Below are 23,968 nucleotides of genomic sequence, written 5' to 3'. Positions count from 1 at the left end.
TGCCGCCAGGCGGCGGCGCAACCGCCGTTTTACCGCGTTTGGCGGCAAAACGGCGCGCGGCTGGCCTGCGCTAGCCGTCAGGAAGCTTGCTTGGCCGCGCCGTCCGGCAGCGCGGCGCGCTTGGCGCCGTGCTCGTGCACGAACAGCGTCAGCACGCCCGCCAGCACCATGCTGGCGCCACCCAGCGCCACCGTGCTGACCGTGTGGCCGGCGAAGAAGTGCTTGGTGACGAAGCCCAGCAGCAGTCCGCTGAGGATTTGCGGAATCACGATGAAGAAGTTGAACACGCCCATGTAGAAGCCCATGCGCTTGGCGGGCAGCGCGCCGGCCAGGATGGCGTAGGGCATGGTCAGGATGCTGGCCCACGCAATGCCCACACCTATCATCGGCAGCATCAACAGGTTCAGGTTATGGATCAGCATGATGCTCATCAGGCTGGCGCCGCCGATGACCAGGCAGACCATGTGAACGAATTTGCGGCTGGTTGCGCGTGCGAAGACCGGCAGGATGAAGGCGGCCAGCGCGGACACGCCGTTGTAGACCGCGAACATGATGCCGACCCAGTTGCCCGCTTCCTGGAAGGCGGCCGATTGCGCGTCGGCGGTGCCGAACACATTGTCGGCCACGGCGTTGGTGGTGTAGATCCACATGGCGAACAGCGCCACCCAGGTGAAGAACTGCACGAAGGCCAGCTGCACCATGGTTTTCGGCATGCTCATGAAGCCGCCCAGGATTTCAACGATGGCGTGCTTCAGGCCAGGCTTGCGCTCTGCGCGGAAGGCTTCCAGGTTCTCCGGCGGGATTTCATTGGCGGTCAGCACGGTCCACATCACGGCCAGGAAGTAGGCGGCGCCGCCGGCGTAGAAGGAGTAGCGCACGCTGTCCGGAATGGCGCCGTTGACGGGCACATTGCTCACGCCCAGCACGTCCGCGAACAGATAGGGCAGCAGCGAGGCGATCACCGCGCCGCAGCCGATGAAGAAGGTCTGCATCGCGAAGCCGGTGGTCTGCTGCGAGGAATCGAGCTTGTCGCCGACGAAGGCGCGGAACGGTTCCATGGACACGTTGATGGCCGCGTCCATCAGCCACAGGACGGCAATGGCCATCCACAGCGCGCTGGAATTGGGCATCAGGAACAGCGCCAGCGAAGCCAGTACGGCGCCGACAAAGAAGAAGGGACGGCGGCGGCCCCAGCGCGGGTGCCAGGTGTTGTCGCTCAGGTAGCCGATAATCGGCTGCACCAGCAGGCCGGTGACGGGCGCGGCCAGCCAGAACAGCGGCAGGTCGTCGGCTCCGGCGCCCAGCGTGGCGAAGATGCGGCTGGTGTTGGTGTTCTGCAGTGCAAAGCCGAACTGGATGCCGAAAAAGCCGAAGCTCATGTTCCAGAGCTGCCAGAAACTCAGCCTGGGCTTGATGGATGGTGATTGCATACCTGCCTGTCCCCGATTTTTATGGTCCTGGCTGGATGCCGGACGGAATGTGTAGCGCTACTTTGTAGTAAAGTAACACGGTGATATTGCGATGTCAATCCACGTACTCATAGTAGAATTAGAAGGTTAGCCTGCTTTCAGCCCACTTCGAGACACTGTTTTGTAGTCAAATAACAGAAAACTATATGACAACACCTACCTTAGCCAAGATCGCCCTCCTGCTGCTGGCCAGCCCCCTCGCGCTGGCCCAGAACGCCGACCGCAAGCTGCAAAGCGCAGCCCTGAACGGCAACCAGCTAGAGATTACTACCAGCGACGGCAAATACCTCATCAAACCGTATTCGCAGCGTATCGTGGAAACCACGTTTATCCCGCAGGGAGAAGCCTACGATCCGACCTCGCACGCCGTGGTGCTGGCGCCCGGCAAGGACAGCGCCACGCTGAAGGACAACGGCGGCAAGCTGGAATACGCGGTGGCGGGCGGCATCAGCGTCACCTTGACCAAGGCGCCGTTCCGCATCGCTTACGCCTACAAGGGCAAGCCGCTGGTGATGGAGAAGCGCGGCTACGCCAAAAAGGAAGGAGCCGAGGTGATCGACTTCGAGCTTGATGCGGACGAAGCCCTGTACGGCGCCGGCGCGCGCGCGGTGGGCATGAACCGGCGCGGCAACCGCTTCACCTTATATAACAAGGCGCACTACGGCTACGACGACCGCTCGGAACTGCTGAACTTCACGCTGCCGGTGGCCATGTCGTCCAAGATGTATGCGCTCCACTTCGACAACGCGGCCATCGGCCACCTGGACTTCGACAGCAAGAAGGACAACACGCTGGCCTACGAGACCATCAGCGGCCGCAAGACCTACCAGGTAATCGCAGGCGACAGCTGGGAAGACGTGGTGGGGAGCTACACCAGTCTGACCGGCCGCCAGCCGCTGCCTCCGCGCTGGGCCTTCGGCAATTTCGCCAGCCGCTTCGGCTACCACAGCGAGCAGGAAGCGCGCGCGGTGGTGAAGAAGTTCGCCGACGAGAAGATCCCGCTGGACGCCATCGTGTTCGACCTGTACTGGTTCGGCAAGGACATTAAAGGCACCATGGGCAACCTGGCCTTCGACAAGGACAACTTCCCCACGCCGAAGAAAATGGTGGCGGACTTCTCCGCGCAAGGAGTGAAGACGGTGCTGATCACCGAGCCCTTCGTGCTGACCTCCTCCAGCAAATGGCAGGACGCCGTGGACAGCAAGGCGCTGGCCACCGATCCAACCGGCGCTCCGGCGCGCTACGACTTCTACTTCGGGAACACGGGCCTGATCGACATCTACAAGAAGGAAGGCAAGGACTGGTTCTGGAATATCTACAAGGGCCTGCGCAACGACTACGGCGTGGCCGGCTGGTGGGGCGACCTGGGCGAACCGGAAGTGCATCCATCCACCGTGCAGCACGGCACGGGCACGGCGGACCAGGTGCACAACACCTACGGCCATGACTGGGCGCGCCTGATCGCCGAGGGCTACCAGAAGGACTTCCCGAACGAACGGCCCTTCATCCTGATGCGCGCCGGCTATTCGGGTTCGCAGCGCTTTGGCCTGATCCCATGGTCGGGCGATGTGAACCGCAGCTGGGGCGGATTGAAGGCGCAGCCGGAGATCGCGGTGCAGATGGGCATGCAGGGCCTGGGTTATATGCACTCGGACCTGGGCGGTTTCGCCAACGCCTACCTGGACGACGAGCTGTACACGCGCTGGCTGCAGTACGGCGTATTCCAGCCTGTGTTCCGTCCGCACGCGCAGCAGGAGGTGCCGTCGGAGCCGGTGTTCCGCGAGGAGGCCACCAAGGCGCTGGCGCGCGAAGCCATCCGCCTGCGCTACAGCATGCTGCCGTATAACTACACGCTGGGCTTCGACAACAGCCAGCAAGGCTTGCCGCTGATGCGCCCCATGCTGTACGAGGAGCCGCAGAACGAAGGCGCGCGCAACCTGGTGTCGTCCTATTTGTGGGGGCATGAGTTCGTGGTGGCGCCGATCACCGAGCCGGGTGCGCGCCGCAAGGAAGTCTACCTGCCGGGCACCAGCCCTGCGTGGTTCGACTTTAACAGCGGACGCCGCTACCCGGGCGGCATTACCGCCGTGGTGCCGGTCGCGCTGGATCATATTCCGGTGTTCGTGCGCGCGGGCGCGTTCATTCCGATGGTGGCGCCGGTGCAGAGCACGCGCGAGTACAGCACGCGCAAGCTGGAGCTGCACTACTATCACGACGCGGCTGTGCTGTCGGGCAGCGGCAAGCTGTATGACGACGATGGCGCGACGCCGGATGCCTACGCCAAGGGCAAGTACGAGATCGTGCGCTTCGCCAGCGCGGCCAGTGCGCAGCAGCTGGTGATTACGCTGGAGTCGGAAGTGGGCAAGCAGTATCAGCGCCACGAGCGCAGCGTGGCGCTGACCGTGCACAACGTGGCCGCCAAGCCGGCAGGCGTGACGCTGGAAGGCAAGCGTGCCAAGTTTGGCTGGGACGCCAAGCGGCAGCTGCTGACGGTGCAGGTGCCCGCCACCACGCGCGCGGCGAGCACCGTCGCGGTCTCGCTGCGCTAGGCTGCTGCGGCCGATCGGCGGGTTACGCTTCGCTAACCCGCCCTACGATCCGCAAATATCCATGGACGCTGCGTAGCCCGCCAACACCCGCCGCCACCCCGCGCCTCCCCCTCACGCGCAATTGTAAAATCCGCCACGCCATCGCATACTGCTGTCTCACACAGTAAAGGATTTGCGATGGAAGGCTCCAATCTCCTCTTGATGGCCCTGGTCTACCTGGCCGCCGGCGTGCTGGCGGTGCCGGTGGCGCAGCGGCTCGGCCTCGGTTCGGTGCTCGGCTACCTGGTGGCCGGCCTGCTGATCGGCCCTTCCGCGCTGGCCTTCGTGCACGACCCGGCCGAGGTGATGCACTTCGCCGAATTCGGCGTGGTCATCATGCTGTTCCTGATCGGCCTTGAAGTGCAGCCCTCCCTGCTGTGGCATATGCGCACCGCCTTCTTCGGCCTGGGCGGCCTGCAGGTGCTGCTCAGCGGCCTGGCGCTGGCCGCCATCGGCGTCGCTTTCGGCCTGGACTGGCAAGCCGCCGTGGCACTGGGCTTCATCCTGTCCCTTTCGTCCACCGCCGTGGTGCTGCAGTCGCTGGAAGAAAAAGGGCTGCGCAAAACGCCCACCGGCCAGGCCGCGCAGGGCATCCTGCTGTTCCAGGACGTGGCCACCATTCCCATGATCGCAGCGCTGCCGCTGCTGGCCGACGACAACGTGAGCAACGCCGCCGAAACCGGCCTGCTGAAAGGCTATCCGGCCTGGGTGCATGCCGCCGCCGTGATCGGCGCGGTGGTGATCGTCATCGTCGTTGGCCGCTTCCTGATGCGGCCCGCGCTGCGCTACATCGCCAAGATACGCTCGCGCGAAATCTTCACCGCCGCCGCGCTGCTGCTGGTGGTGGGCGTGTCGCTGCTGATGCAGGCTGTGGGCCTGTCCGCCGCGCTGGGTGCCTTCCTGGCCGGCGTGGTGCTGGCCGACAGCGAATTCCGCCGCGAGCTGGAGGGCGACATCGAGCCGTTCCGGGGCCTGCTGCTTGGCCTGTTCTTCATGTCGGTGGGCGCCAGCGTCAACCTGGCGCTGGCGGCACAGCACCTCGGCCTGCTGGCGGCCATGGTGTTCGGTCTGATGACGGTGAAGACCGCCATCGTCTACGGCATCATGCGCGTGTTCGGCATCCCCTCGCGCACGGCGGCGCAAACCGGCGCGGCGCTCAGCCAGGGCGGCGAGTTCGCCTTTGTGCTGCTGGGCCTCGCCTCGGCCGCCGGGGTCATCGCCGCCGACGTTTCGTCGCTGTCGGTGGCCGCCGTCGCCATCTCGATGGCGCTCACGCCCTTCGCGCTGATCCTGTATGAACGCCTGGCCGGCCCGGGCTTCTCCAGCAAGCCGGAGCCGGAAGCGGGCGCGCTGGAGCACGAGCCGGACGTGATCGTGGCAGGCTTCGGCCGCTTCGGCCAGATCGCCGCGCGTCTGCTGATGGTCAACAAATTCAACATCTCCACGCTGGACGCCAGCGCCGAGCAGGTGGAGCTGGTGCGCCGCTTCGGCCGCCGCGTCTACTACGGCGACGCCACCCGGCTCGACCTGCTGCGCGCCGCCGGCGCGGCCCAGGCCAAGTTGCTGATCGTGGCCATCGACGACCGCGACCAGGCCGAGGCGCTGGTGGAAATCGCCAAGCAGTACTTCCCCAACCTCACCATCCTGGCGCGCGCCTACGACCGCCGCCACGCCTACCGCCTGCTGGACCGGGGCGCCCACGTCGTCGAACGCGAAACCTTCGAGGGCGGCCTGGCCATTGGCGAGAAAGCCTTGCGCGCGCTGGGCCTGGCGCCGGAAGCGGCGGCCAAGGCCAGCGCCAGCTTCCGCCGCCACGACGAGGACATGGTGGCGGCGCTGGCCAAGGTGTGGGGCGACGAGGAGAAGTTCGCCGTGGCCTTGCGCGAAACCAGCGACCGCATGAACCAGCTGCTGGCGGCCGATCTGGAGGAAACCCCGCCGGAGCCCGCGCGTTGATCCAGCATCTGCAACTTGCATGATTTCGTAGTTAGCAATATAATGAGAATCATTCTCATTTAAATCAGCCAGCGCTTCGCCAGCCATCCAACCCTGCAAGGATGGTCCGATGCCTCGTTTTCCCCTTTCACCACTGAGCGCCGCCGTACGCTCGGCCCTGCTGTTCGCCACCCTCGGCGGCGGCGCGCCCCTCGCCTTCGCCAACGACAATCCGGCTGACAGCCCGGAAGCCGCGCCCGCCGTGATGGCGGTGGTCACCGTCGACGGCAAGAAGGAGGACGACAACTACGCGGCCCGGCGCGGCGGCGTGGGCACCAAGACCGACACCCCGCTGATCGAAACGCCGCAGTCCATCTCCGTGATCCTGCGCGAGCGCTTCGAGGAACAGGGTGCGCAAACGCTGCGCCAGACCGTGAACTACAGCGCCGGCCTGGTCTCGGCCTATTTCGACAGCCGCGTGGACTCCATCAGCTCGCGCGGCGGCAACCCCGCCCTGCTGCAGGACGGCGTGCAGATGAACTTCGGCTCCTACAACACCACCCGTCCCGACCCGTACACGCTGGAGCGCGTGGAAGTGCTGCGCGGCCCCTCCTCCGTGCTGTACGGCCAGGGCGGCATAGGCGGCGTGGTCAACCTAGTTTCGAAGCGCCCGGTGTCTAGCAACCAGCGCGAAGTGCAGCTGCAGGTGGGCAGCCATGACCGCAAGCAGATCTCGGCCGACATCAACCAGGTGCTGGACGAGCAAGGCCACTGGGCGGCGCGCGTGGTGGCCATTGCGCGCGACAGCGGTACGCAAGTGCACCATGTGGCGGACGACCGCCGCGTGTTCGCGCCCTCGCTGACCTGGTCGCCCAACGGCGACACTTCGCTCACGCTGATGGCGCTGCGCCAGGAGGACAAGAGCGGCTCGATGATAGGCTTCTTCCCGTGGCAGGGCACGCTGCTGCCGTCCAAGTTCGGCCGCATCGACACCAGCACCTTCACCGGTGAACCGGGCTGGGACGCCTACAACACCGAGCAGACCAATCTGGGTTACATCGTCAGCCACCGCTTCCGGAACGGCATCCAGCTCCGCCAGACGGTGCGCAAGTCGAACAGCGAAGTGGACTACCGCAGCGCCTATACCAGTTTCACCGCCGTGCCGGCCACCGGCCGTCCCGCGCGCCCCGTCTTCAATGCCGACCAGCGCACCATCAACCGCGACCTCATCCAGCAGTTCAATGAACTCGACACGCTGCTGGCCGACACCCAGCTGGAAGCGCAGTTCGCCACCGGCGCCATCCAGCACACGGTGCTGGCCGGCTTCGACCTGCAGCGCGTGGAAACGCGCCAGGCACGCGGCACCGGCACCGCCGCACCGCTGGACGTGTATGCCCCGGTGTACGGCAGCTACAAGGCGCCCGCCTCGCTGGCCCATCTGCCCACCACCAATCTGCACCAGAAAGGCCTGTACCTGCAGGACCAGCTCAAGTTCACGCCCAACTGGACCGCGCTGCTCGGCCTGCGCCGCGACGCCGCCGAAAACGACATCGAAGGCCGCGCCGCCAGCCGCACCGACGACAAGGCCACCACCAAGCGCGTCGGCCTGCTCTACCTGTCCGACCAGGGCTGGGCGCCGTATGTGAGCTACTCGGAGTCCTTCCTGCCGCTGGGCGGCGTGGACCTGAACGGCAAGGCCTTCGCGCCGCAGCGCGGCAAACAGTGGGAGGCGGGCGTGAAGTGGCAGCCGCAGAACGGCGACTTCAACACCACGCTGGCCGTGTACGACCTGCGCGACACCAACCGCAAGACCACCGACCCGGCCAATCCGCTGAACAGCATCCAGATCGGCGAAGTGCAGGTGCAGGGCCTGGAACTGGAAAGCGGCGGCAGCCTGGGACGCAACTGGAGCTGGACCGCAGGCTACGCCTACACCGACGCGAAGGTCGCCCGCAGCAACGGCGCCGACCAGGGCAAGCGCCTGAGCGGCGTCCCCGAACACAATGTCTCCGCCTGGCTGACGCACCGCTTCGCCATCGCCGGCCGCAACGGCTTCAGCGCGGGCGGCGGCGTGCGCCACCTGTCGTCCTCGTGGGACGGGCTGGACGCGCTGGAAACGCCGGGCGCCACCCTGCTGGACGCCATGCTGGCCTACAGCAGCGGACCGTGGCGCTTCGCCCTCAACGTCACCAACCTGGCGGACAAGGTGCAAATCACCACCTGCCTGGCGCGCGGCGACTGCTTCTACGGCCAGCGCCGCACCGCCGCACTGACCGCGCGCTACGCCTGGTAAAGCCATGCGCGCGCCCATACTCACCGCACCGCTGGCCTACCGGCTCGGCGTGGCCGCGCGCGCCGTGGCCGCCATCGCCGGCGGCTACGCACTGTCGGCGGCAGCCACCGCCTTCCTGGCGCTGCTGCTGCCCATGTTTTCCTTCGGCCGTGCCGACGCCGTCATGGCCGCCACGCTGCTGTCCTTCGCCATCTACGTATGCGCGGTGCTGTGGGTGTTTGCGGCCCGCAGCGCGGCGCGCGCCTGGCTGGGCCTCATGCTGCCCGCTGCGGCGCTGGCCTGCGCCGCTTACGTCCTCCTGAGGTTCCCATGAAAGACGGCTTCCGCCAGGCGATGGCCTGGCTGCACACCTGGTCAGGCCTGCTGGTCTGCTGGATCTTGTTCCTGGTCTTCAGCGCCGGCACCGCCAGCTATTTCCGCGACGAGATCAGCCTGTGGATGAAGCCCGAACTGCACGCCGTGCACGTGCGCGGCGTGGCCACTGCCAGCGCGGCCAGCATGGCGGTGCAGGCCTTGCAGGAGCGCGCGCCGGACGCCAAGCGCTGGTTCGTCACGCTGCCCACCGAACGCACGCCAGCCGTGCGCATCGCCTATTCCGATCCGGACAAGAGCAAGCGCGGCCTGAAGTCCGCCCTGATTGACCCGGCCAGCGGCGTGGAGCTGAAAGACCCGCGCGAGACGCGCGGCGGCGAATTCATCTACCGCCTGCATTTCGACCTGCACTACATGCCGCCGCTGTGGGCACGCTGGATCGTGGGCTTCTGCGCCATGTTCATGCTGGTCTCCATCGTGAGCGGCGTGATTACGCACAAGCGCATCTTCAAGGACTTCTTTACCTTCCGGGGCAACAAGGGCCAGCGTTCCTGGCTGGATGCGCACAATGTCACCGCAGTGCTGGCCCTGCCCTATCACCTGATGATCACCTACACCGGCCTGGTGACCTTGATGTTCCTGTATATGCCGGCCGCCACGCAAGTGGCCTACCGTGGCGACCGCGAAGCCATGAATGCCGAGGTTTTCCCCAGCGCCGGCGCGCCGGCCAAGCCTGCGGGCGTGGCGGCGCCGCTGGCGGCGATACGTCCCATCATTGAAGAGGCGGAGCGGCACTGGGGCGGACGCGCGGCGGGCGGCTTCAGCGTGGCCAATCCGAACGACGCCAATGCGCGCATCTCGGTCACGCGCGCGGCCGGGCGCGAACTGTCGAACAAGCAGCCCGCCATGCAGTTCGACGGCGCCAGCGGCGCGCTGCTGGCGCAGGCGGGCGATGCGCCCAGCGGCGCGGCGGCCACGCACGGCGTGATGTACGGGCTGCATATCGCGCGCTTCGCCGGTCCGCTCATGCGCGGCTTCTTCTTCCTCTCCGGCCTGGCGGGATGCGCGATGGTGGCCACCGGCGCGCTGCTGTGGGCGGTCAAGAGCCGGCAGCGGCAGGCCAAGGCGCTCAAGGCCGGCGGCAAAGTGGGCTTCGGCACGCGGCTGGTGGAGGCGCTCAACCTGGGCGCCATCGCAGGCCTGCCGATCGCCTACGGCGCTTACTTCTGGGCCAACCGGCTGGTGCCGGTCGGCATAGCGGAGCGGCCGGAAACCGAGATCGCGTGGTTCTTCATTGCCTGGGGAGCGGCCATGGTGCTGGCGCAAATCCGCCCGGACCGGCTGATGTGGCGCCTCCAGCTCGGCGCCGGCGCGCTGCTGCTGATGGGCATACCGGTGCTCAATGTGTTCACCACCAGTTCTCACCTGGGCGTGACGCTGCTGCAAAGCCGTGGCCCTGCCGCCGTCGCCGGTTTCGACCTGACCGTGTTCGCGCTCGGCCTCCTGCTGGCCTGCGCCGCCCACCGCCTCGGCCGCCGCGCCAAGGACGCCGTGGCCGCGCCGCGCCCCTCCGCCGCTGCGCGCGACTATGCCCCCGCGCCTATGCCGGAGACCACATGAGCGCCCTGCACATCGACCTCCACCAGCTCGCGCTGTTCACGCTCAGCTACGGAGGCATGTTCGCACTGAGCATGGCGATGGACCGCCATTACGCCGACCTGCGCGGACGCGGCGCCGAACCGGCGCCGGCGCTGCGCCGCCGGCTGCAACTGGGCGGCGCGGCCGCACTGGCGCTGGCCCTGTCTGCCGCTGTCCACGCCATGGGCGGCACGCACGGCTTCCTGCTTTGGGTGGGAGCGCTGACCGGCGCCTGCCTGCTGCTGGTGTTGCTGCTTTCCTACGCCACGCGCGCGGCCGCCCTGCTCGGCGTGGCAGCCTATGCCTGCGGGTCTGTCTCCTATCTGCTGGCAGGTGTATATTAGCCAGCTCACCAACCAGAAGGAGACTGCAGTGCCAAAACCGCTGTATCTGAAAGCCATCCCCGCCGCCGTGATGCTGGCCGCTTGCGCGTTCCAGCCCGCCCACGCCGAGGGTGCAAAAGCGCCTGCCAAAAGCACGCCAAGCAAGCCCACCGTCGCCGAAGCCGAACGCTTCCTGAACGATACCGAAGCCAAGCTGGAAAAGCTGAACCTGGACGGCGCCCGCGCCCAATGGGTCGCGCAGAACTTCATCACCGACGACACCGAAGCGCTGGCCACCTACTTCGGCGAACGCCAGCTGAGCGCCGCAGGCGAAGCCGCCCTGGGCGCGCGCCGCTACAACGGTCTGAAACTCAAGGAAGATTACGCGCGCAAGCTCAAGCTGCTGCAGCTGACCCTGATGCTGTCCGATCCGAAAGAGCGCGAAGCCTACGCCGCCAAGAACGCCGCGCTGAACGGCGCCTACGGCAAAGCCAAATACTGCCCCACCGGCGGCCAGGAATGCCTGCCGCTGGGCGAGCTGGAAAAGACGCTGGCCACCAGCCGCGATCCGGCCAAGCTGAAGGAAGTATGGCTGGGCTGGCACGCGCAGTCGCCGTCGTACAAGCAGATGTACACCGACTACGTGACCCTGTCCAACAAGGGCGCGCGCGAAATGGGCTTCGCCGACACCGGCGCCCTGTGGCGCTCGCAGTACGACATGCCGCCGGAAGCCTTCTCGGCCGAGATGGAGCGCATGTGGCAGCAGGTCAAGCCGCTGTACGACTCGCTGCACACCTACACGCGCTACAAGCTGCGCGCCGCCTACGGCCCGGATGTGGTGCCCGCCAGCGGCCCTATCCCGGCCCACCTGTTCGGCAATATGTGGAGCCAGAGCTGGGAGAACATCTATCCGCTGCTGAAACCCGCCAGCAACGCCAGCAGCTTCGATCTGACCAAGGTACTGGAAGAGCGCAAGACCGACGCCAAGCAGATGACGCAATACGCCGAGCGTTTCTACACCTCGCTCGGCATGCAGAAGCTGCCCGAGTCCTTCTGGCAGCGCTCCCTGCTGACCAAGCCGCGCGACCGCGACGTGGTGTGCCACGCCTCCGCCTGGACCATGGACGGCAAGGAAGACGTACGCATCAAGATGTGCATCCGCCCGACCGACGAAGAGTTCAAGGTGATCCACCACGAGCTGGGCCACATCTACTACGACCTGGCCTACAACAAGCAGTCCTTCCTGTTCCAGGGCGGCGCCAACGACGGCTTCCACGAAGCCATCGGCGACACCGTGGCGCTGTCGATCACGCCGGACTACCTGAAGAAAGTCGGCCTGATGGACCAGGAGCCGGAAGCCAACGCCGACATCGGCGAGCTGCTGCAGCGCGCGCTGGCCAAGGTGGCCTTCCTGCCGTTCGCCTACTCGGTCGACAAATGGCGCTGGGACGTCTACGCCGGCAAGACCCAGCCGGCCGACTACGACAAGACCTGGTGGCAGCTGCGCGAGCAGTACATGGGCGTGAGCCGTCCGGCGCCGATCGCGGCGGGCGGCTTCGACGCCGGCGCCAAGTACCACGTTGCGGCCGACGTGCCCTACGCGCGCTACTTCCTGGCGCACATGCTGCAGTTCCAGTTCCACCGCGCGCTGTGCCGCGAAGCCGGCTACACCGGTCCGCTGCACCGCTGCTCGGTGTACGGCAACCAGAAAGCGGGCGCCAAGCTGCAGCAGATGCTGGCCATGGGCGCGAGCAAGCCGTGGCCTGAAGCGCTGAAAGCGGCCACCGGCGAAGACCGCATCGACGGCTCCGCCCTGCTCGACTACTTCGCCCCGCTGAAAACCTGGCTCGACGACCAGAACCGCCAGCTGGCGGCAGCCGAAGCGGCCAAGAAGTAAGCGGCGCCGGCATGGCGGGTTACGCGCCTCGCGGCGCTAACCCGCCCTACGTACCTAGCCCGGAAACCGTAGGGCGGGTTAGCGCAAAGCGCGTAACCCGCCACACCACAGCACAAAAAAAAAACCCGCCATGCGGTGCATGGCGGGTTTTTTTACGTCCAGCTAAACAGGCTTAGAACTTGTAGTTCGCGCCCACCAGGATGGTGCGGCCGTATTTCTGGTATTCCAGCTGCTGGTTGCGGGTGCCGGTGTAGGTTTCATACGCGGCGTTGCGCAGGTTGTTCACCTGGGCGACCAGGCCCAGGCCCTTCAGCGTACCTTCGCCGAAGGTGTAGCCAACCTGGAAGTCGATGATGTTCTCGCCGACTACATAACGCAGAGCGCGGTCGTTCGAGAAGTTGCCGATCTCACCCACGAAGTCCGAACGCTTGCGCTGGTTGATGCGGGTCTCGAAGCCGTTCTTTTCGTAGTACACCGTCAGGTTGGTGGTGTGCTTCGACAGGCCTGGCAGCGGGATCTTGGAGCCGATGCTGCCGCTAGGATCTTCGATCGTGATCGAGCTGTCGCTGTAGGTGTGGCTGGCTTGTACGCCGAAGCCGTCCAGCGTCTTGGTCACCAGGTTCAGCGGCAGCGATGCCGACAGTTCCGCGCCCTTCAGCGAGCCGCCGGTGCCGTTGTACGGCGCCGAGTAGTCGCCGATCGCCTGGCGCGCCTTGGTGCCAGGAATGAACTTCGAGAAGTCGTAGTCCTTGGTCTGGGTGAAGATGTAGGTGTTCAGCTTCTTGTAGAACGCGGCCACGGCGAAGTAGGCCTTCTTGTCGAAGTACTTCTCGTACGACATGTCGAAGGCGTTGGCGCGCCATGGGTCCAGCTTGGCGTTGCCGCCGCTGCCGCCCGGTTTGAAGGTGGTGTCGGACACGCCGAAGTCCAGCGCGGAGCGCAGCTGGTCCACGCGTGGACGAGCGATCTGCTTGGCTGCCGCCAGGCGCAGGGTCTGCTGGCCTTCAAACGCGAACGCCAGGTTCATGCTTGGCAGGTAGTCGGTGTACTTCTTGCCGTCATGCACAGGCTTGACTTGCTGGCCCACCGGCGCGGTGCCGTCGTAGTAGTTCGAGTCCGACGACTGGTCGGTGTGCTGCGCCTGGATGCCCACGTTGCCGCGCATGGTGACGTTGCCCAGGTCCGCCTCGAGGTTGGCCTTGACGAAGGTGGTGGTGATCTTCTCATTCACGTCCCAGCCCTTGGAGATCAGGTAGCTCTCGGTATCGGTCGGCTTGAAGGTCATGTACTTGGCCACCATGGCCGGCACGTTCCAGGTCGGGATCATGCCCGCGCCGGCGAAGCCCAGGTCTGCCGCGCCGTACAGGAAGTCGGTGTTCAGGCTGACCGGGTTGGTGCCGTTCAGGTTGATGTTGCCTTCAGGCTGGCGCTTCTTCTTGCTGCGGTCGGTGTAGTTGATGCCCGCGTCGATGCCGGAAACGAATTTCTCCAGCATGGTCGGCACCGGCGCGCTGGCCACCAACTTGAAGCCGGTCAGCTCGTCTTCCACGCGCGGCGTCTTGCCGTAGCCGGAACCGTAGATGGTCGGGCCGATGAACAGCGTGGCCGGATTGCTGTAGTTGCGGCCCAGGCCGATGGTCGAGTAGGTGCCGGTGTTGAAGGTCAGCTTGGCCGAATCCAGGTAGGCATTGCCCGCGCCGTCGTTGGTGCCGCGGCCGTTGCCCAGCTGCGCATTGTTTTCCAGGCTCAGCTCATTGCGCTTGGCTTTGGAGTAGTTCAGGTCGGCGAACAGGGTCCAGTCGTCCAGCTTCAGGGTGTTGCTCCAGCCGATGGCGTGGATCTTGTCCTTGCGGTCGTTGTACATGCCGCGCACCAGCGGGTACACGCCGTTGGCGGTGGCGCTGGCCAGGGCGCCGCCGACGATGCTGGCGTTGCTGTAGCCGAAGGCCGGGGTGTTGTTGCCGTTCCAGCCGCCCAGGTTGATCTCGATCTGGTTGGCGGTTTCTTCGCGGCGGAATTCGGACGCGTACACGTCGACGATGCTGGTCCAGTTCTTGTTAGGACGGTATTGCAGCACGCCCATCACGCCGTCGCGCTTGTTCACGCCGCTGCGGGCCACGGCCTTGATGCCGTCCATGATGTAGGTGCCGGCAGGCACGCCTGGGCGGGAGTCTTTCTTCCATGGCTCGTACAGGCCGGTCTCGTTGTCCAGCACGGGCGATTCCAGGTGGGCGAAGCCCAGCGCGATACCGATGGTGCGGTCGGCGAACTGGTCGATGTAGCTGGCGCTGAAGCGGTTGCCGGTCGACTTGGCGTTGGCGATCGAACCCAGCGAGTTTTTCTCGCCACGGGCGTTCAGCGCCACGGTGCGCTTGCCGAAGGCCAGCGGACGCACGGTCTGCATGTCGATGGTGCCGGACAGGCCCTGGCCTACCAGACCGGCGTCCGGGGTCTTGTAGATGGTCACGCCGCTCAGCAGCTCGGACGGGTACTGGTCGAACTCGACGGAGCGGTTGTCGCCGGTGGACACTTGCTCGCGGCCGTTCAGCAGCGTGGTGGAGAAGTCGGGGGACAGGCCACGCACGGAAATCACCTGGGCACGGCCGGCCACGCGCTGCGCAGCCAGACCCGGCAGGCGGGCGATCGATTCAGCGATGGACACGTCAGGCAGCTTGCCGATGTCTTCCGCCGAAATGGCTTCCACGATGGAGGAAGCGTCTTTTTTGACCGAGATCGCATCTTCAATACCGCGGCGGATGCCCGATACGGTGACCGAAGCCATCGGTGCTTCTGCGGCGGCGCCGCTGGTTGCCACTTGGGCGTGGGCCGAACCGGCCAGTGCCGAAACGAACAAGGCGCATGCCGCGGCCACAGGGCTCAGCTGCAGGCTCAGTTGCACGGCTGCGCGCTGCGAGCGCTCAGATGCGAAATTCTTCATAAGGATGTCCCCTCTTTAGACAGATCAAAAGTCCCGCAGGCTGTTTTTCGACTACACGGGAGCCAGCAAAGCAAACGCTCTCAAGACGTTCTATGTGGAATTTTGTACTAAAACTAGATAGGGAGTCAATTAAAGTTCATCCGGGCTACGCAATATCACGCATTTGCTCCCTTGTCCTGCCTATGAAGATGCTGTCCTCGTTGTATTTCAGCTACATGCCCTTCCATGAGGGGCTGTAGTTGAACTACAGAATATGCTGCCAGACCACTTCAGCGCGACAGCAGGAAGCGCAGCGGCACCTCCACCCGCTCGCGCCAGGCCGGCTCGCTGTGGTCCGCGCCGGGGAACACCTGGGAGATCCAGTCCACGCCCGCGCGGTAGCCTTTGGCGCGCACGATGCCGTCCACCTGCTGCTGGTAAGGCGCATAGAGCGCGTCCAGGGTGGCGTCGCCATGGTCGAAATACAGCTTGTGGCGGCCGGCGCGCGGCAGCTTGCGGGCCAGCCAGTCGAAATACGCGGCCGCGTAGCGCACCGGGCGCGGATCTTCCTTGTCGAACAGCATGTTGAAATTGGTGGTGAGCGGCCAGTGCGTGGACAGGCAGGCGGCGCCGGCAAACACCTCCGGATAGCGCGCCAGCGCGTACAGCGACACCAGGCCGCCCATGGACGAACCCATGATGAAGGTGTCGGCGCGCTCCGGGCTGGTGTGGAAGCGCGCATCGATGGCGGGTTTGAGCTCGTCGACGATAAAGCGCAGATACTGCCCGGACAGCGTGGGCAGGCCGCCCGGCGTGGGCGGATCGCCCAGCAGCGCGGCGCGCAGCTCCGGCGCCAGCGCCTCCACCGCCTCGGCCGGCGCATACTCGCGCGCCCGGTCGCGCGTGCTGGCGATGCCGACGATGATGGCGGGCCGCACCGCGCCCGTCGCCGCCAGCGCGGCCAGGCGCTTGTGCACCTCCCAGGCCTGGCCGCCCATGGCGGTGGCCGGATCGAACAGATTCTGGCCGTCGTGCATATACAGCACGGGGTAGCGCTCGCCCTTGGGGTCATAGCCGGGCGGCAGCCACACCACCACCTTGCGCGGCGCCACCTGGGCCGACGGGAAATTATCCAGAACAACAAAACTGCCCTCGCCGGCCGCCGGCTGCGCCCGGCACGGCAACGAAACGCCCAGCAGCGCCAGCCCCAGGCCAGCCAAAACTTGTACACGGCCGCGTTGCGCCATTACCCCTCCTGTACCCAAACTAGATATAAAAACTCCGCATTTCCCATGTATTATCCTCGACACACCGGATAAGCATGTTAAACATGTAGCAGTACTACGCTGCAAAAACACGGAGACAGCCTGATGAAACGCCTGATCGCCACGGCCCTGCTGGCCGCCTGCGCCCTGCCCGCCCTGGCGGCCGAAGATTATCGCATCGACCACATGGAACCGCCCATGTGGTGGACCGGCATGCGCGTCAAAACGCTGCAGCTGATGGTGCACGGCAAGCAGATCGCCGACCTGGAACCCAGCATCAGCTACCCCGGCGTGCGCATCGATAAAGTGGAGCGCGTGGCCAACCGCAACTACCTGTTCATCGACCTGGCGCTGGACGACAGCGCCCAGCCCGGCAAGTTCGACATCCGCTTCGCCGCCCCGGGCAGCGCAGGCGTCACCTACCGCTACGAACTGCTGCCGCGCGAAGCCGGCTCGGCCAACCGCGCCGGCTTCTCCGGCAAGGACGCCATCTACCAGGTAATGCCGGACCGCTACGCCAACGGCAACCCGGCCAACGACAACAGCCCGCGCCTGTCCGAGCAGGCCGACCGCAGCAAGGGCGGCGGCCGCCACGGCGGCGACCTGCAAGGCATGGAAAACGCGCTCGGCTACATCGCCGGCATGGGCTACACCATGGTCTGGCCCACGCCGCTGGTGGAAAACGACATGCCGGCCTACTCCTACCACGGCTACGCCGCCACCGACCACTACAAGGTGGACGAGCGCTACGGCAGCAACGAGGACTACCGCCGCTACAGCGCCAAGGCGCGCAGCATGGGCATAGGCGTGATCCAGGACGTGGTGCTGAACCACATCGGCGCCAAGCACTGGTGGATGCGCGACCTGCCCACACCGGACTGGATCAACTACGGCGGCAAATACGTGCCCACCCGCCACCACCGCGTGGCGGTGGCCGACCCCTACGGCTCCGCCGAAGACAAGCGCAACTTCACGCAAGGCTGGTTCTCGCCCAATATGCCGGACCTGAACCAGGCCAATCCCCACGTGGCCACCTATTTGATCCAGAACAACATCTGGTGGATAGAGTACGCCGGACTGTCCGGACTGCGCGTGGACACCTACGGCTACTCCGACGCCGCCTTCCTCAGCGCCTGGTCGCGCCGCATCACCGCCGAATACCCCAGGCTGAACCTGGTAGGCGAAGAATGGAGCAGCCAGGTCCCCGTGGTGGCGCGCTGGCAGTACGGCAAGCGCAACCACGACGGCTACGCCTCCTGGATGCCCAGCATGATGGACTTCCCGCTCAACGAAGCGCTGCGCAAGGGCCTGACCGGCAAGGGCGAAAACGAGCCCAGCCTGACCAATCTGTACGAGACGCTATCGCAGGACCACCTGTACGCCATGCCGAACAATCTGGTGCTATTCGAAGGCAACCACGACATGCCGCGCCTGTTCAGCGAGCTGAAGAACGACGACGCCCTGTTCCGCATGGCCATCGCCTACGTGCTGACCATGCCGCGCATTCCGCAGCTGTACTACGGCACCGAAATCCAGATGACCAGCAGCACCGGCACGCGCGAGGACGCCACCTACCGCCACGACTTTCCCGGCGGCTGGGCGGGCGACAAAGTGAACGCCTTCACCGGCGCTGGGCTGAGCGAGCAGCAGCGCAGCGCGCAAGCCTTCATGAAAAAGCTGCTCAACTGGCGCAAGGGCGCCAGCGTCATCCACAACGGCAAACTGATGCACTACGGCCCCGAACAGGACGCCTACGTCTACTTCCGCTACGACGGCCAGAACAAGGTGATGGTGGCGCTGAACCGCAATGCCAAGCCGGTCACGCTGCAGGCGGCGCGCTTCCACGAGATGCTGGCCGGCGTGCCGGGCGGAACCGACGTCATCAGTGGCAAGCGCTACGCGCTGGACGGCGACATCACGCTGCCGGCGCGCTCGGCGCTGGTACTGGAACTGGAAGCGGCGGCGCCGGCGGAGAAGGCCGCCGTGCCGCGCGGCGAAGTGCGCATCATCGAGCAATTCGCCTCGCCGCAACTGGGCAACAAGCGCGCGCTGCGCATCTACCTGCCGCCCAGCTACGGCAAGCAGCCCGAGCGCCGCTACCCCGTGCTCTACATGCACGACGGCCAAAACCTGTTCGACGCCAAGACAGCCGCCTACGGCGCCGAATGGGGCATAGACGAAACCGTGGACCAGCTGGTCGCGGAAGGCAAGATGGCCGAGATCATCGTGGTCGGCATCGACAACACGCCGGACCGCATGAACGAATACACGCCCTGCTGCGACGCCAAATACGGCGGCGGCAAGCTCGCCGCCTACGAAAGCTTCCTGGTCGACACGGTCAAGCCCTATATCGACCGCACGCTGCGGACGCGGCCCGGCAAGGAAGACACGGCCATCATGGGCTCCTCGCTGGGCGGCATCGCGTCGGTGCTGATCGCCGCGCACCGGCCCGACATCTACTCCAAGGCCGGCGGCGTCTCCAGCTCCTTCTGGTGGAACCAGCGCAACCTGATCGGCAAGCTGCCGGTGCTGCCGGTCAAGTTCTACCTCGACGCCGGCACCATAGACGACGGCCTGGAAGACACCGCCCTGATGCGCGCCGTGATGCTGGCGCAAGGCTACCGCGAAGGCGACAACCTCTACTACCACGAAGCCGCCGGCGGCAGCCACAACGAAAAATCCTGGGCCGCCCGCGTCGGAATCCCCCTACGCTGGTTCTTCCCTTCCTACTAGCAGCCTGAGCCGCATTCCCCCCACCCCGGGGTCTGACCCCGAAGTGGGGGGAATGCGGCTCAGCTTGCTTAGGTGGGGAGGGCTTGCAGAGGGCGGCGGGGGAGAATGGGGGCGCTGGCGCCGTCGTGCAGCTTGAAGATGCTGACCGCTTCGGTCAGCACCTGGGCTTGCTGTTGCAGGGAATCTGCTGCCGCGGCCGCTTGCTCGACGAGGGCCGCGTTTTGCTGCGTGACGCTGTCCATCTGGCTGATGGCGGTGCTGATCTGCTCGATGCCGTCGCGCTGCTCGCCGCTGGCCAGCGCGATCTCGCCGATGATGGCGTTCACCCGCTCCACGCTGGCCACCACTTCGGCCATCGTCACCCCGGCCTCGCCCACCAGCCGGCTGCCCGTTTCCACCCGCGCCACGGAGTTGCCTATCAGCTCCTTGATTTCCTTGGCCGCCGCCGCCGAGCGCTGCGCCAGGTTGCGCACTTCGCTGGCCACCACCGCGAAGCCGCGCCCTTGCTCGCCGGCCCGCGCCGCTTCCACCGCCGCGTTCAGCGCCAGGATGTTGGTCTGGAAGGCGATGCCGTCTATCACCGCGATGATGTCGACGATACGGCGCGACGATTCGTTGATCGCGCCCATCGTCTGCACCACTTCCGACACCGTGGCGCCGCCGCGCACCGCCACTTCCGAGGCGGCGTGCGCCAGCCGGCGCGCCTGCCCGGCGTTCTCGTTGTTCTGCCGCACCGTGCTGGTGAGTTCGACCATCGACGAGGCGGTCTCCTCCAGCGAACTGGCCTGCTGCTCGGTGCGCGAGGACAGGTCCAGGTTGCCGGTGGCGATTTCGGCGCTGGCCGTGGCGATGGTGTCCGTGCCGGCGCGCACGCGGCCGACGATGCCGGCCAGGTTGTCGCTCATCTGCTGCAGCGCGGCCAGCAGTTCGCCCACTTCGTCCTGCCGCGCCGCCGCCGCGCCGTCCACCCGGCAGCGCAGGTCGCCGCCCGCCACCGTCTTGGCGATGCCGATGGCCTGGTTCAGCGGCCGCGTAATGCCACGTATCATCCACGTCACCAGCACGCTGCCCAGCGCCAGCGTGGCCAGCAGCATCACCAGCAGGGAGATGCTGGCGCTGCGGTGGGCCGACTGGTTGTCCGCTTCCATGTCGGCGGCCAGCCGCCGCGCCTCGGCGCCGATGTAGGCCACGATGTCGTCTATCTTCCGGGTCGGCGCGCGGTCCATCCCTTTCACCAGGCCGTCCACCGTCTTGGCGCTGCCCGGATTGGCGGAGTCGTACTGCTTGAGCGCCTGCAGGTAGTTCGCGCCCAGTTCTTCCTGCATCTTGATGGCTTCGCCCACCAGCGGCGTGGCCAGCTTCAGCCTCGCCAGCAGGCCGTCGAGCTTGCGCAGCTCGCCCTGCACCTGCTTGCCGGACTGGACGAAGGCGGCCGAGTAGCGCTTGAAATTGTCGGGGTCATTGCCGCGCAGCAGGATGTTCTTCCATTCCTGCACCTGGGTCTTGAATTCCACCTGGGCGCTGCGCGCCGCGTCCACCGCCTCTGTCAGCGTGACGGAGCGCTGCATGCCCTCGCCGTTGCGTTCCTTGATGAAATTGAGCGCGTCCCAGCCGACGTAGCCGACCACCAGCAGCGCCACGAAGAAAAAGCCGCTGAGCATGCCCAGCCGCACACCTATCTTCAGGTTTGAGAACTTCATGATGATTCCCCTTGGAAATACAGCACGAGATGTGGTCTGCGCCACGTCCATCTATCATGCGCTTAGGAAAGGGAAAAGCCAAGATTTGTCCTTCACAACTCCAGCCGGTAGACGTTGCTGGCCGCGTCCCAGCCTTGCAGCTGGGTGCGTTCGACGAACTGCATGCCCAGCTTGCCCAGCAGCTGGATGGAGGCGGCGTTGTCGGGCGAGGTGATGGCCATCAGGCGCGCCAGCCCCAGCGGGCCGCGCGCGTGCGCCACCACGGCGGCGGCCGCTTCGTAGGCGTAGCCCTGGCCCCAGTAGCGCGGCGAGATGGCGTAGCCGATGTCGGTATCCGGCAACACGTCGCGCTTGATCAGGCCGCACATGCCCAGCGCGGCGCCGTCGCTGCGGCGCTGCACCAGGTAGAGCGAATAGCCCAGCCGCTCGTACATGGCCACCGGGCCGTCCAGGATGGCGGCGCGCGCCGCGTCCAGCGTGCGGATGCCGCGGTCGCCGATAAAGCGTATCCACGACGGTTCGTTCACCAGTTCCAGGTAGAAAGGCGCGTCGTCGGGACTGACGGTGCGCAGTTGCAGGCGTTCGGTTTCGAGTATCAGCATGGCTTAGGGGAGTTGACGGAAATCGGCCTGCTCAGGGCGGCCCGGCAGGTTCAGCCGCGCCACGGCGCGCGGCGATTCGCTGATCACCGTCCCGCGCCGCATCACCATGCGGCGCGCGGCGCGCAGGCGTATCGCCTCCACCGGGCTGGCAGCGTCCAGCAGCAGCAGGTCGGCGTGGCAGCCCGGCTCCAGGCCGTAGTGGTGCAGGCCGAGGATGCGCGCCGGCGCCTCGGTCACGGCGGCGTAGCAGGCGCGCATGGCGTCCTGGCCGGTCATCTGCGCCACGTGCAGGCCCATGTGGGCCACTTCCAGCATGTCGCCCGAGCCCAGGCTGTACCAGGGGTCCATCACGCAGTCGTGGCCGAAGGCGACGTCGATGCCGGCGGCCATCAGCTCGGGCACGCGCGTCATGCCGCGCCGCTTGGGGTAGCTGTCGTGCCGGCCCTGCAGCGTGATGTTGATCAGCGGATTGGCGATGGCCGCCACGCCGGCTTCCTTCATCAGCGGCAGCAGCTTGCTGACGTAGTAGTTGTCCATGGAGTGCATGGAGGTCAGGTGCGAACCGGCCACGCGGCCGTGCAGGCCCAGCCGGTGGCTGTGGTAGGCCAGGGTTTCGATATGGCGCGACAGCGGGTCGTCCGATTCGTCGCAGTGCATGTCCACCCGCAGGCCCTGCCCGGCCGCGAATTCGCACAGGATGCGCACCGATTCGGCGCCGTCGGCCATGGTGCGCTCGAAGTGCGGGATGCCGCCCACCACGTCCACGCCCAGGGCGATGGCGCGCTTCAGGTTGGGCAGCGCGGTGGGGCTGCGCAGCAGGCCGTCCTGCGGGAAGGCCACCAGCTGCATGTCCAGGTAGGGCGCCACGCGGCGCTTCACTTCCAGCAGCGCTTCCACGGCCAGCAGGCGGTCGTCGCACACGTCCACATGGGTGCGGATGGCCAGCAGGCCGCGCGCCACGGCCCAGTCGCAGTAGCGCATGGCGCGCTCGACCAGCGCGTCCTGGGTCAGCTGCGGCTTCAGTTCGCCCCATAGCGCGATGCCTTCGAGCAGCGTGCCGGACTGGTTCACGCGCGGCAGGCCGTAGCTCAGCGTGGCGTCCATGTGGAAGTGGGCGTCGACAAAGGGCGGCGAGACCAGGTCGCCGCCGGCGTCGATCTCCCGGGCGCCGCGCGCCGCCAGCGCCGCGCCGACTGCGGCGATTTTGCCCTCCAGTATGGCCAGGTCGATGCCGCGGCGGCCGTCCGGCAGGGTGGCGTTTCTGATTACGGTGTCCATCACGGCGTCCATGCTGTCTCCCAAGGCTGCGATGGCCGATTGTAGGCAGAGCCCGCTCCGGGGCGCAAACACTATCTCGATGTTGCAGTGCATTAATATCGTTCTGCAAGCTGCTGGCTTGGCGTAAAAAATAACTTTTCTTCGCCAACAATCGCCGCTAGAATGGATTTTATTGCAGCGCAATATAAACGTTCTCAGGAGAAGTCATGTTTTCGTTCACCGAACAGTTTTCCGCCGCCACTGCCACGGCCAAGTCGCAGTTGGACCAGCAACTGAGTAAACAGTTGAATATCGCCAGCGAATACGCCACCACGGCATTCGACGGCGTGCAGCAGATCATTGCCCTGAATGTCAGCACCACCAAAGCCTCGGTGGAGAAAACCTCCGCCGCCGCGAAACAGCTGTTCGACGTCAAGGAGCCGGCCGAGTTCTTCAAGCTCAACGCCGCCCAGAGCCCCAGCCTCGACAGCCTGCTGGCCTATAGCCGCGAACTCTACAACATCGCCAGCCGCACCCAGGCCGAGTTGCTGGAGGTGGTGAAGGAGCAGATCAAGGATGTGACCGCCGCCGGCACGGCCGCCGCCGCCGCTGCGGCCAAGCAGCTGCCGCTGGCAAGCGCCGGCGCAACGCCGTTCTCGGCCCCGGTTTCCGCCCCTGTGTCCGCACCGGCGCCGGCAGCCGCGCCCGTAGCGAAGGCAGCGCCTGCGCCAGCTCCCGTTGCCGCTCCTGTAGAGCCCGTCGCTGCCGCCCCGGCCGCCGAAGCCGCTCCGGCCACGGTGGTCACGCCGCCTGCGCCTAAAGCCGTTGCCCAAGCCGTGTCCGAAGCCGTCAGCGCGCCTGCGCAGGAAGAAGCGCCTGCCGCCAAATCCGGCAAGGCCAAGCCCGCCACCGTGAAAGCCACCGCCAACGGCGAGCCTGTCGTTCTGAAGTCCGCAAAAAACCAGAAGTAAAACCGGCAATACCAGCGCTACCGGCGCCGCTCAGGGCGCTGCGCAGCCGGGCTCATTGAGGTATCCTA

General features: G+C 66.1%; 15 protein-coding genes. 9 read left to right on the top strand and 6 right to left on the bottom strand.

Annotation, left to right across the window (positions count from 1 at the left end):
• Positions 1-77: 77 nt before the first annotated feature.
• Positions 78-1,430 carry an MFS transporter gene (locus GTP77_RS17115; protein ID WP_161073358.1) on the bottom strand — a complete coding sequence of 451 codons (1,353 nt, stop codon included), beginning with the start codon at positions 1,428-1,430 and terminating at the stop codon, positions 78-80.
• 185 nt (positions 1,431-1,615) lie between these two features.
• Here GTP77_RS17115 and GTP77_RS17110 point away from each other — a divergent pair, with 185 nt between their 5' ends.
• The 7 genes from GTP77_RS17110 to GTP77_RS17080 all read left to right on the top strand — a co-directional run bounded on the left by GTP77_RS17110 (position 1,616) and on the right by GTP77_RS17080 (position 12,455).
• Positions 1,616-4,018 carry a TIM-barrel domain-containing protein gene (locus GTP77_RS17110; protein WP_161073357.1) on the top strand — a complete coding sequence of 801 codons (2,403 nt, stop codon included), beginning with the start codon at positions 1,616-1,618 and terminating at the stop codon, positions 4,016-4,018.
• A gap of 177 nt (positions 4,019-4,195) precedes the next feature.
• Positions 4,196-6,013: a monovalent cation:proton antiporter-2 (CPA2) family protein gene (locus tag GTP77_RS17105; RefSeq protein WP_161073356.1), complete on the top strand. Its 1,818-nt coding sequence runs from the start codon at positions 4,196-4,198 to the stop codon at positions 6,011-6,013.
• A gap of 109 nt (positions 6,014-6,122) precedes the next feature.
• Positions 6,123-8,285, top strand: coding sequence for a TonB-dependent siderophore receptor (locus GTP77_RS17100; RefSeq protein ID WP_228893644.1), 2,163 nt, complete (start codon positions 6,123-6,125; stop codon positions 8,283-8,285).
• Positions 8,286-8,289: 4 nt separating this feature from the next.
• Positions 8,290-8,598 (top strand): DUF3649 domain-containing protein, encoded by a 309-nt coding sequence (locus GTP77_RS17095; RefSeq protein ID WP_161073355.1) that lies wholly within the window; start codon positions 8,290-8,292, stop codon positions 8,596-8,598.
• On the top strand, positions 8,595-10,217 hold the full coding sequence (locus GTP77_RS17090; RefSeq protein ID WP_161073354.1) for a PepSY-associated TM helix domain-containing protein: 1,623 nt from the start codon (positions 8,595-8,597) through the stop codon (positions 10,215-10,217). The genes GTP77_RS17095 and GTP77_RS17090 overlap by 4 nt, the downstream gene beginning before the upstream one ends.
• Complete coding sequence (locus tag GTP77_RS17085) at positions 10,214-10,579, top strand: DUF3325 domain-containing protein (RefSeq protein ID WP_161073353.1); 366 nt, start codon at positions 10,214-10,216, stop codon at positions 10,577-10,579. The genes GTP77_RS17090 and GTP77_RS17085 overlap by 4 nt, the downstream gene beginning before the upstream one ends.
• Before the next feature lie 28 nt (positions 10,580-10,607).
• Positions 10,608-12,455: a M2 family metallopeptidase gene (locus GTP77_RS17080; RefSeq protein ID WP_228893646.1), complete on the top strand. Its 1,848-nt coding sequence runs from the start codon at positions 10,608-10,610 to the stop codon at positions 12,453-12,455.
• Positions 12,456-12,627: 172 nt separating this feature from the next.
• On the opposite strand, the gene GTP77_RS17075 is transcribed toward GTP77_RS17080, so the two are convergent.
• Together GTP77_RS17075 and GTP77_RS17070 are read right to left on the bottom strand one after the other, a co-directional pair.
• Positions 12,628-15,393 carry a TonB-dependent receptor gene (locus GTP77_RS17075; protein WP_161073352.1) on the bottom strand — a complete coding sequence of 922 codons (2,766 nt, stop codon included), beginning with the start codon at positions 15,391-15,393 and terminating at the stop codon, positions 12,628-12,630.
• A gap of 269 nt (positions 15,394-15,662) precedes the next feature.
• Complete coding sequence (locus GTP77_RS17070; RefSeq protein WP_161073351.1) at positions 15,663-16,619, bottom strand: alpha/beta hydrolase; 957 nt, start codon at positions 16,617-16,619, stop codon at positions 15,663-15,665.
• Positions 16,620-16,742: 123 nt separating this feature from the next.
• Here GTP77_RS17070 and GTP77_RS17065 point away from each other — a divergent pair, with 123 nt between their 5' ends.
• Positions 16,743-19,370 (top strand): alpha-amylase family glycosyl hydrolase, encoded by a 2,628-nt coding sequence (locus tag GTP77_RS17065; RefSeq protein ID WP_161073350.1) that lies wholly within the window; start codon positions 16,743-16,745, stop codon positions 19,368-19,370.
• A gap of 68 nt (positions 19,371-19,438) precedes the next feature.
• On the opposite strand, the gene GTP77_RS17060 is transcribed toward GTP77_RS17065, so the two are convergent.
• The 3 genes from GTP77_RS17060 to GTP77_RS17050 all read right to left on the bottom strand — a co-directional run bounded on the left by GTP77_RS17060 (position 19,439) and on the right by GTP77_RS17050 (position 22,950).
• A complete protein-coding gene (locus GTP77_RS17060) occupies positions 19,439-21,070 on the bottom strand; it encodes a methyl-accepting chemotaxis protein (RefSeq protein WP_161073349.1) in 1,632 nt (543 codons plus the stop codon).
• A 92-nt stretch (positions 21,071-21,162) separates the two neighbouring features.
• Positions 21,163-21,672, bottom strand: coding sequence for a GNAT family N-acetyltransferase (locus tag GTP77_RS17055; RefSeq protein WP_161073348.1), 510 nt, complete (start codon positions 21,670-21,672; stop codon positions 21,163-21,165).
• 3 nt (positions 21,673-21,675) lie between these two features.
• Positions 21,676-22,950: an amidohydrolase family protein gene (locus tag GTP77_RS17050; protein WP_161073347.1), complete on the bottom strand. Its 1,275-nt coding sequence runs from the start codon at positions 22,948-22,950 to the stop codon at positions 21,676-21,678.
• 206 nt (positions 22,951-23,156) lie between these two features.
• On the opposite strand from GTP77_RS17050, the gene GTP77_RS17045 reads away from it, so the two are divergent.
• Positions 23,157-23,900: a phasin family protein gene (locus GTP77_RS17045; protein WP_161073346.1), complete on the top strand. Its 744-nt coding sequence runs from the start codon at positions 23,157-23,159 to the stop codon at positions 23,898-23,900.
• The last annotated feature ends 68 nt before the right edge of the window (positions 23,901-23,968 follow it).

It is taken from the genome of Pseudoduganella aquatica, assembly GCF_009857595.1.
GTDB classification, from domain to species: Bacteria; Pseudomonadota; Gammaproteobacteria; order Burkholderiales; family Burkholderiaceae_D; genus Rugamonas; species Rugamonas aquatica_A.
The sequence above is the reverse complement of the archived record's forward strand: the minus strand, read 5'-3'. Positions and strand labels throughout refer to the sequence as shown.